6 protein-coding genes are annotated in these 8,559 nt (G+C 43.5%); 4 read left to right on the top strand and 2 right to left on the bottom strand.

The window, feature by feature from the left end:
- Positions 1 to 347: 347 nt before the first annotated feature.
- The 4 genes from ispF (at position 348) to RTS10_RS10025 (ending at position 4,770) form a co-directional block, all read left to right on the top strand.
- Positions 348 to 848, top strand: coding sequence for a 2-C-methyl-D-erythritol 2,4-cyclodiphosphate synthase (gene ispF / locus RTS10_RS10040; RefSeq protein ID WP_312540176.1), 501 nt, complete (start codon positions 348 to 350; stop codon positions 846 to 848).
- A gap of 173 nt (positions 849 to 1,021) precedes the next feature.
- A complete protein-coding gene (gene grxD, locus RTS10_RS10035; RefSeq protein ID WP_007116440.1) occupies positions 1,022 to 1,360 on the top strand; it encodes a Grx4 family monothiol glutaredoxin in 339 nt (112 codons plus the stop codon).
- A 65-nt stretch (positions 1,361 to 1,425) separates the two neighbouring features.
- Positions 1,426 to 3,642, top strand: a complete 2,217-nt coding sequence (gene dnaX, locus RTS10_RS10030) for a DNA polymerase III subunit gamma/tau (RefSeq protein ID WP_312540175.1) — start codon at positions 1,426 to 1,428, stop codon at positions 3,640 to 3,642.
- Positions 3,643 to 3,870: 228 nt separating this feature from the next.
- Positions 3,871 to 4,770, top strand: coding sequence for a LysR family transcriptional regulator (locus tag RTS10_RS10025; RefSeq protein WP_050323956.1), 900 nt, complete (start codon positions 3,871 to 3,873; stop codon positions 4,768 to 4,770).
- A gap of 118 nt (positions 4,771 to 4,888) precedes the next feature.
- On the opposite strand, the gene RTS10_RS10020 is transcribed toward RTS10_RS10025, so the two are convergent.
- Positions 4,889 to 7,204, bottom strand: a complete 2,316-nt coding sequence (locus RTS10_RS10020; protein WP_312540174.1) for a lipase family alpha/beta hydrolase — start codon at positions 7,202 to 7,204, stop codon at positions 4,889 to 4,891.
- Between the two features lie 200 nt (positions 7,205 to 7,404).
- Complete coding sequence (locus RTS10_RS10015) at positions 7,405 to 8,448, bottom strand: tetratricopeptide repeat protein (RefSeq protein WP_312540173.1); 1,044 nt, start codon at positions 8,446 to 8,448, stop codon at positions 7,405 to 7,407.
- Positions 8,449 to 8,559 lie beyond the last annotated feature (111 nt).

The raw sequence follows: 8,559 nt of genomic DNA, 5'->3' as shown, positions 1-8,559 counted from the left end.
TATTATATAACGTTATATAATAAAATACCATAGCAATTTACTAGGATTTATCAATTTTTTTAGACGTTATAGGGTAAATCTTGTTTGATAGCCAATTTTTAACTCAAGTAGCGATAGTAACTGGTCATGCCAAGTTTTTATTTAAAGTTGTTGTTAGAATGCTATGCAAAGTCGTTATCCAAAGTTTTTATTCTAAACTGTTATTCAAAGCTGTTATTTAAGGCAGCCTAACTACTTGTAAATCATGCTTTAACCGTTAAAATAGAGTCCATTAAAACAGTGATTGTTAAACCAAACAGAATGGCCTACCAAAATTACGACAGCAAGATAAAAAAATAGGATTAACCATGATAAGAATCGGTCAGGGTATTGATGTTCATGCCTTTGTCAACGACGGCACAGAAAACCAATTTATAACTTTAGGCGGGGTGAAAATTCCCCATACCCACAGTTTGCTTGCCCATTCTGATGGCGATGTGGTGTTGCATGCGTTGTGTGATGCGTTGCTTGGTGCATTGGCACTGGGCGATATTGGGCAGTTTTTCCCAGATACTGATGAGCGGTTTCGCAATATAGATTCGACCATTTTGCTGAACCAAGTTTACCAATTTATCCAATCAAAAGGCTTTGCGCTTATCAATGCTGACATCACCATCATGGCGGAGCGTCCAAAACTATTGCCTTATCGTACCGAGATTCAATCGCGTATTGCCGGTGTCATGGGCTGCGCGATTGACCAAATCAGCGTGAAAGCAACCACGACTGAAAAACTTGGGTTTACCGGTCGTCAAGAAGGGATTATGGTGAGCTGCGTGGTGTTGCTTGAACAAGTGACTTCATCAGATTAATGAAATTTTTGGGCGGTTTTGCTGCTGACTTTTTTGGGGTGGGCATCTTGAATGCTTACTTTCAATAACCATTATAGCGTATAATAGCAACCCTGCACTCATCATTAGTGAGTCAAATTCTAGCTGTGAAGATAGCGCTCTACTTTAACAAGGGCCTGACAAAGGAATTTCATATGACTGATATGAACCAAACTGACATCGAACAAACCATCCGTGACCAAATCGCTCAACACAGCGTATTGCTTTACATGAAAGGCACGCCACAGTTCCCACAATGCGGTTTTTCTGCGCGTGCGGTGGATGTATTAACCCAAATTGGTCGCCCATTTGCGTTTGTCAATATTCTTGAAAACCCAGAAATCCGTGCAACTTTGCCACAGATTGCTAACTGGCCAACTTTCCCACAATTATGGGTGGCAGGTGAGCTGATTGGCGGCAGCGATATTATCTATCAAATGTTCCAAGACGGTGAATTACAACCCCTAATTGAAGCCAATAGCCCAGCTGTTTAGTTTTACGACTAGCGGGTTAAGGTTATTTCTTTTTTTAACGTTTTTGTTGTCATGTATCCATAACCATGTATCAAGTCCTAGCACGCAAATATCGTCCAAAAAACTTCCATGAGCTGCTGGGACAAGAACATGTGTCCAAAGCATTAATCAATGCCATCCATAACCAGCGCTTGCATCATGCGTATCTATTTACGGGTACGCGCGGCGTCGGCAAAACCACCATTGCGCGTATTTTGGCAAAATGTCTCAACTGCGAAACAGGGGTGACAAGCGAGCCTTGTGGCGTCTGTGGTGTATGCCAATCCATCGATAGCGGTCGATTTATTGATTTGATTGAGATTGATGCGGCATCACGTACCAAAGTTGAAGATACCCGTGAATTACTCGACAACGTGCCGTATGCACCAACGCAAGGTCGCTACAAAGTCTATCTAATTGATGAAGTGCATATGCTATCGACGCATAGTTTTAATGCGCTACTCAAAACCCTCGAAGAGCCGCCAGCGCATGTGAAGTTTCTGCTTGCGACTACTGACCCACAAAAACTGCCCATTACCATTATCTCGCGTTGTCTGCAATTTGTACTCAGACCTTTGCCGCAAGTCGCGCTCGCTGAATATCTTGGTACGATTCTGAACAAAGAGCAAATCAGCTACGAGCCTGATGCCTTATGGCAGCTATCGAGCAGTGCCAAAGGCTCCGTGCGCGATGCGTTGTCACTCACTGATCAAGCCATTGCGTTTGGCAATGGCAATGTCACAGATGAAGTGATTCGCCAGATGCTTGGCTTAATTGACCAAGCTGATGTCATCGCTATCCTTGCTAATATTTATCAGCAAAATACCCAGCAATTGACGCAGGCTATTCAGCTTCTGCGTGAGCAGGTGGTGGATGCCAAAGCCGTATTTGACAGGTTGGCTGAGACGCTACATCAATTGGCAATTTTGCAGGCCTTGCCAAATTTTGATTTGCAAATCAATCGCCAGCAAAGCGAGCAATTGCAACAACTGGCTCAGCAGTTACCCGCAGAGCTATTACAACTATATTATGACATTGTGGTAAAAAGCCGTGAAAACTTGGCATTAGCCAATACGCCGATGCAAGCGTTAGAGATGTGTTTACTCCGCTTGATGGCGTTCAAGCCACTGCATCGCAATCAAATCCTGCTTCGTCCGCCAATCGTTAGTAACCCTGACTCTCAAAGTCCTGATTCTCAACTTGTTGACACAACGCCTAGCAAATCAATGCAAGATGCAAAGTCTTCAGTGATGGCTGAAGATAGCTTACAAGTAACTGTCGCTGATGACTCAAATTATTCACATCAGCCAAATAATAATCAGGTAGCTGATAATAGCGCATTTTTTGGCGATGCAGCACAGTCTCAGTCATCAGCCTCGCTACCGTCTGACAATAACATTGATGCAGAGCGAGTGCTACACTCGCAGAGTGACGACAACTTATCGGATGACAATCTGCTCAAATCTGCGTCAAACGTTGCGAGCGTTGATAGCATTCAACAAATCATTGAAGAAAGCATTCAACAAGGCATTGAACAACAGGCATTTGATGATAGCCATTTAATATCTATCGATGAAGCCGCGGTCAATACCAGTACACAGCAAACGCCCACCATAGAAGACGATGCCGATGCCAATCGCTTATCTGACTTGCAACCCAGTGCCAGTCATTATGAGATGACCGCACCGACTATGGTTACGGAAGATAGCGCATCGATAAAAAAAAATGAGCCAGCGTCAGTCGCCGTAGCTACCAATGTCAACGTTAATGTTGACAATTCCCACCACACTATGGCGGCAGAGGGTAGTGATATAGCTGATATATCGCCACTGGCATTGCTCAAACCCACTCATGTACCACTTGAGGGCGAATGGACACCTGCCAAATGGGATTATTGGGTGTTTAATGCCCGTGAGCAAGGCTGGCTCGATGATGATGAATTAGTGCTTGCCAAACGCGGGGTTATGACAGGCGAGATTCATGGGGTTAGCCAATTTGTCACTGAACAAAGCTTTTTGACCCATACCGCAACTTTTGATAATTTTTGCCAAAAACTTCGACAGCGTTTTGAGGGTATTGATATTCGTTTGGCGGAGGGGGCAAGTAATTTTCAAGCGCTAGAGAAATTAACACCAGAAGCACTCCAAGAAGCCCGCGAAAAACTAGCATTACAACAAGCTACTCATCAGCTTGAACAACAAGCAGTTACCCAGGCACTGTTGCAGCAACACGCCTCGATTAGCTCTGTTAAGTTAATTCAATAAGTCAATTTAATTTATATAAATTCTAATTTTTACTTTTTTAACGGATGAATAATTGAGGGAAACCAATATTTGTTAAGAAAATCAATAAAATACAATATTAAATAATTGAAAAAAATATTAATAATTTTAGTTAATAAATCCCGATGTCGTTTAATTTATCTTGCTAATAACGTATAATACATCAGCTTTTAAAAGCGACTTTGATTAAGTGATAAAATTGGGTGAAATATGCTTGATAATTTAAGAGGCATGGCGGTTTTTGCAAGTGTTGTACGTCATGGTTCATTTAGTGGTGCTGCAAAAGAACTGGGCATAACAACAAGTGCGGTTAGTCAACAAATCCGCTCGTTAGAAAACGATATGGGTGTGGTGTTATTGCATCGCTCGACTCGTAAGTTAAGCTTAACAGAAGCAGGCACTAGTTTCTATGAGAGTGCCAAAGATGTGGTTGCGGCAGCCGAACAAGGTCGTATCCGTGTCAATCAATTACGCGATGAGTTAGCAGGGAACTTACGCATTGCGACCACGCCAGAATTGGGTGTGAATCATATTTTACCGGCGCTGTCGACTTGGATTTCGGCGCATGATGATTTAACCATCCATTTTGAAGCGGACAATCAGTATGTTGACTTGATTGAAGAGCGTATCGATATCGCCCTTCGGATGTCACCAAACCTTAATGACAGTAGTTTATCGGCGTTTCCTTTGACCGAGATACGTCAGCTGCTGGTGGCTTCACCGCATTTTTTACGTCAAAATGAAAAATTGACCGAGCCAAAAGATTTGGCCAAACTCAATATGATTGGCATTAGTCTTGTCAAAGACCCCAATCAAGTTGATATGGTGAATGTGGAAACAGGTAAAAAATCACGCGTACGTATGCCAACGCGTATTCAAACCAACAACATTATGCTTGCCACGACCCTTGCCAAAGAAGGGCATGGCGTTGCCCGCATCATGTCACTGGATATCCAAAAAGAATTGGCAAATGGCGATTTGGTGGAAGTATTGCCAGGTTACCAATTACCAAGTTATATGCTGTATGCGGTAACACCTAGACATGAACAACAACCTGCGAAGGTGACGCGCTGTCTTGAAGTGTTGACCAAGTATTTTGCTAAAGTTTAGCGGTTGGACTGTCAGCAGTATCAATAATTAGTAGCAATAAACAGTTAAATAAAAAACAGTGTCATAAAAAGCGAATAGTGAAGGCTATTCGCTTTTTTATTGATGCTGATAGTGGCTATCAAGGCTGTCTGTCAGGCGGCGCTTGGGTGATGCCATAGCGAGCGAGATGTTGATGCAGGATGCGACGTAACTCCAAAATCGCCTGCGGGCTGGTATGGACATTGTGACGACCGGTAAGCACTTTTTCAGATTCCACGCCTTCTAAATGCGAGCTGTTGTACGGCACAATACCATCAGAGACACGGTCGGTTGCGCCATATTTCACCGATTCTAAGAGTTGCTTTTTCTCATCTAGGCTTTGTTTGGCTTGCGCCAGACTCGTGGTGTTATACAGCTTGGTCTCTGTGGCGGGTTTCACGGTCGTGGTTGTATTGTTATTTTTCGAAGATGTTATGGATGCCGATACATCATCAGTAGTACTATTGGCTGCCTTAGCGGTAAGCTGATTGAGCGCATTGGACAAATCCTTATCATCAGTGGCGATGATGTTATTGACCGCAACATTGGGCGCGATGGTGACATCTGCCGTTAATTGGTTAAAGTAAGAGCGGCTGCTCAACTGGCTGGCGCCATTTTCCAAAAATAGCTGTGCCAGCGGATTGCTTGAAACCACGCCTTCAGTAAATAGCGAATTTAAATTGTCATACACGGTGCGGATAAATCCTGCCGGTAGTGAGATGATACGGCGCAAACTGCGAGTAAACCAGCGATCGGCATAATCGGTACCGCGAAATGGCGAAGAGATAAAAATCGCGCGATCGACTTGCGGCAGGGCTTGAAGTTTGAAGCGGTCACTGAGCGTTTTATTTTGCGCATGACGGACAAATGCCGCGTAGCCTGCTGAAAAATTATTCATCTGTGAGTAATTGGCAACCAGCGATTCGACTTTAGGCGTCAAGTCATCATTTGATACCAACAAACGCCCAATCACCCCACCCATACTATGACCAATCAGCACCGCATGTTGACTGGCAACGTCCTGCTGCTTAGGATCGACAATTTTAAAAGTGCGTTCAATCAAGTCATAAATTTGGTGGCGGTTTTCTAGCATCGGGATATTGGTTGGATAAAAAATCTGCCAAACTTGGAAGTTTTCGCGAAGTTTTGGGTCATTAAAAATGTCATTGGTCAGTCCAATCCAAGTTTCAGGACTCGATGCCAACCCATGCATCATGATAATCACGCGTTTATTAGGATTGTAAGGCTCAAGCATAAATAAATGCGGCTGGGTTTGCTGATACGGCGAGGAAAACATACTAAAATAACTGATATTGCCTAGGCGATTGTCCTGTGACCACAAGCCGTAGGCTGCCGAAAAATTCGCCGATAGCGCAAAATCTTTGTTGAGAATAGAGACACTTTTAAACTGATAGGGATTATAAATATTAAGCGAAAAATCGGTGGTTTTTTGCAACTCATCAATGTTATTGCCTTTGGGCACCAACACCGCGGTCATAGGCAAATGCCCTGATTGGTGGATACGTTCTTCTAACGGTGTATCATTGGCATAGTGTTGCAACAAGTCAATAATCACCGCCGTATTGATGCGACTATTGAGTAGCGCCACATAATTGATACCAAAGCCATCGCGGCGACTGATGGTATTAAATTTTGATAAATTAATCTGGTAGCTTGAAATCAGTTTCATCGATGCCGATTTGTCAGTAAACGGCTGTCCATTGATACTGACACGCAGGTTGTTGCGAGTGATTTGATAATTTTCTGCCATTTTTTGATGATACAGGCGATCACCTAACGCATCGATGGCAGCGTAATACAAGTCCTGAATTTGGGTATCGCGTTGTTTTGGCAGATAATACAATTGTGACGGTTGTTGATTGACGACGGTTGGATTGAGGATATCGTACATCAAATAAATGTAAGAAAACCGAATCGATTGCAGCATATCGTCTTGAAAGGCGATAGTACAAGAAATTTCATCGGGTTTGGGCGCTACAATGTCGGTCTTGCCAACCAAATCTTTGGCATAGTCTGTGGCCAAATCTTTTGGCGGATTGGTACAAGTTTTGGCTTGCTGGCGCTGCTGGGCAGAGGCGTAAAACAGCTCACTAATTGCGCCATAAATCCCTTTATCGGAATTAAGATCCGCTTGCTTGAGCGTCACTACACAGGCAGGCATATTTGCCAAGCATTTTTCTTCATCTAAACCTGCCTGCACTAAACGGCTTTTGGTGTCAGAACTCAAGCGGCTGCCTGATAACACGCTGACGCGCTGATCCATGATGGCTCTTGCAGTATCGCGGCTACCGATTTTGGTGGTGGCGCAGCCAGTAAGGGTGATGATAGTAACCAATGTCGTTGCAGTGATGAGAGACTTTTGACAAAATCTAGTAGATTGGTTTGTTAGCGGCATGGTGATTTACTCGGCTAAAATAGAGCAAAAAAGGATAGAGCAATAATAGATAGCACAAAAAAAATGCAGCGCAAAAAATCTGCCTATCACTGAATGACAGGGTGAAAAAAATCACCATGCTAAAATTCAACTATGATGGTGAATTAGCATGGTGACTTAGCAGTGATATTAAACCACGGCTAGGGTATGAACGCAAAAAATTATTGAACGACTTTTGCAGGGATATCCCAAATATAGTATTTACCGCTATTGACGATGCGTAATTGCTCATCGATATACGGATTGTCTGGGTTTTTGGCTTTAAATTCCGTTAACCGTTGAATGGCGCGGTCTTTTTTGTCATCCAATAAATCCGCTTGCGCCAAACTTTGCGTAGCTTCTAGATAGCCCATTTTTTCGGCTTTTTCTAAGTATTTGGCACCTTCTTTAAAACCGCCACCCTCAGCGAGCATTGCGCCATATAAGAAGTTGGCTTCTGCTGTGTCATTGAGCCTCACGGCACGGGCGATATAATTGCCTGCACGCACGGCATAATCAGAACCTAAATCCAGATTGCGACCCATGGCATTGAGTTTTGCTGCACGCAGTAGCACCTCATAAGAGGCATTTGGATTTTGTGCGTAGGTCTCAATCCATGCGGTCAATGATTTGAGTCGCTCAGTGGTATTGTAGCGCTCAGTACGGCTCGAAAAAACAGGTGGGTAATGACGCGCCATTGGGGTAACATAAGTAATAAAATCGTCTAACACGCTGACATCTAACTGTGTACTATTATCCGCGGTTCGTGGAATCAAAACGGTTTTTACCGTTGAGATATTACTAAGCGTTAAAGTCGGTAGCGGGATATTGGCAAAGTTTTGCGCTGAAATATCCGTGCCTACCAATTGTACACTGTTGGTAGATGGATAAATAACGTTGGCAACCGTTGGGGCGGTCAAAACAGGCACTATCACTGAACCTGTATTTGAGGTGGCTGACGGGGGTGTCGTTTGCGGGGTAGTATTCTTCACGCTATTACTGACCGTATCAGCCGATTTTTCGGTTGATTTGTTGGTAGTTTTGGCTTTGGTCACCGTGGTTTTTTTAATGGCTGTTGTCTGGGTAGCGGGTTTTGCCGTGGTGGTTTTGGTGGTGGTCGTCTTGGCCGTTGTTTTTGCGGTTGCCGTTGCAGCCATCGCTACAGTGGCATTGGTTGCCATCAAAATAGCTAAGGTATAGGCTAGGGGTTTTACCATGTGAGTCATTGAAATTTCCTTAAAAAATTGGGTGGGATGGATTGCAAAAATCAGTCAGCTTATCCCATAGCAACAATGTAAAGCAATAATGTAAAAATACTATCAAAAAAAAATAAAGTT

The sequence above is a fragment of the Moraxella sp. CTOTU47616 genome (assembly GCF_032017465.1).
Lineage (GTDB): Bacteria > Pseudomonadota > Gammaproteobacteria > Pseudomonadales > Moraxellaceae > Faucicola > Faucicola tetraodonis.
This window is presented reverse-complemented; position numbering and strand designations above follow the sequence as displayed.

Excerpts from the sequence above, each read along its gene's own strand:
- ispF (WP_312540176.1), top strand. The coding sequence starts at position 348 with ATGATAAGAATCGGTCAGGGTATTGATGTTCATGCCTTTGTCAACGAC.
- grxD (WP_007116440.1), top strand. The coding sequence starts at position 1,022 with ATGACTGATATGAACCAAACTGACATCGAACAAACCATCCGTGACCAA.
- dnaX (WP_312540175.1), top strand. The coding sequence starts at position 1,426 with ATGTATCAAGTCCTAGCACGCAAATATCGTCCAAAAAACTTCCATGAG.
- RTS10_RS10025 (WP_050323956.1), top strand. The coding sequence starts at position 3,871 with ATGCTTGATAATTTAAGAGGCATGGCGGTTTTTGCAAGTGTTGTACGT.
- RTS10_RS10020 (WP_312540174.1), bottom strand. The coding sequence starts at position 7,204 with ATGCCGCTAACAAACCAATCTACTAGATTTTGTCAAAAGTCTCTCATC.
- RTS10_RS10015 (WP_312540173.1), bottom strand. The coding sequence starts at position 8,448 with ATGACTCACATGGTAAAACCCCTAGCCTATACCTTAGCTATTTTGATG.